This window comes from Clostridioides sp. ES-S-0001-03 (genome assembly GCF_020676075.1).
Classification (GTDB): Bacteria; Bacillota; Clostridia; order Peptostreptococcales; family Peptostreptococcaceae; genus Clostridioides.
In genome coordinates this window covers 1-568 of sequence record NZ_JACVWJ010000035.1, presented here as the reverse complement: position 1 = coordinate 568, position 568 = coordinate 1, and the positions used below count along the sequence as shown (strand labels likewise).

Here is a 568-nt window from a genome sequence, read left to right as displayed (position 1 = left end):
TCTTTGTATGAAACATATTTAAAAGTATTTCTTATCTGATGGATTATACATTTTTGTATTATAGAATTAGGATAACTTGCGGCTATCGCCTCTTTAAAGCCATTTAATCCATCAACACTAAAAATTAGTACATCTTTAACACCTCTATTTTTTAAATCGGTTAAAACACTATACCAAAACTTTGAAGTTTCGTTTTCACCTATCCATATTCCTAAAATATCTTTGAAACCATCCTTATTTACTCCTAGAACTATATATGCAGCTTTATTTTTTATTTTTCCATCATCTCTTACTTTGTAATGAATTGCATCCATAAATACAAAAGGATAAACTTGTTCAAGAGGTCTATTTTGCCACTCTTTAGCTCTTTGAATTACAACATTTGTTATATTACTTACTTGATCAGCTGAAATTTCTATACCGTATAAATCTAATATTTGGTCATGTATATCTCTTGTTGACATACCTCTTGCATAAAGTGATATTATTTTTTCTTCGATTCCTGAGATATCTCTAATATTTTTAGGAACGACTACTGGGTTAAAGTCATTATCTCTGTCTCTTGGAA

At 28.9% G+C, this 568-nt stretch carries 1 protein-coding gene; it reads right to left on the bottom strand.

From position 1 onward, the window contains the following. The coding region (locus IC174_RS20725) for an IS256 family transposase (RefSeq protein ID WP_227483920.1) at positions 1-568 on the bottom strand (568 nt) is incomplete at both ends.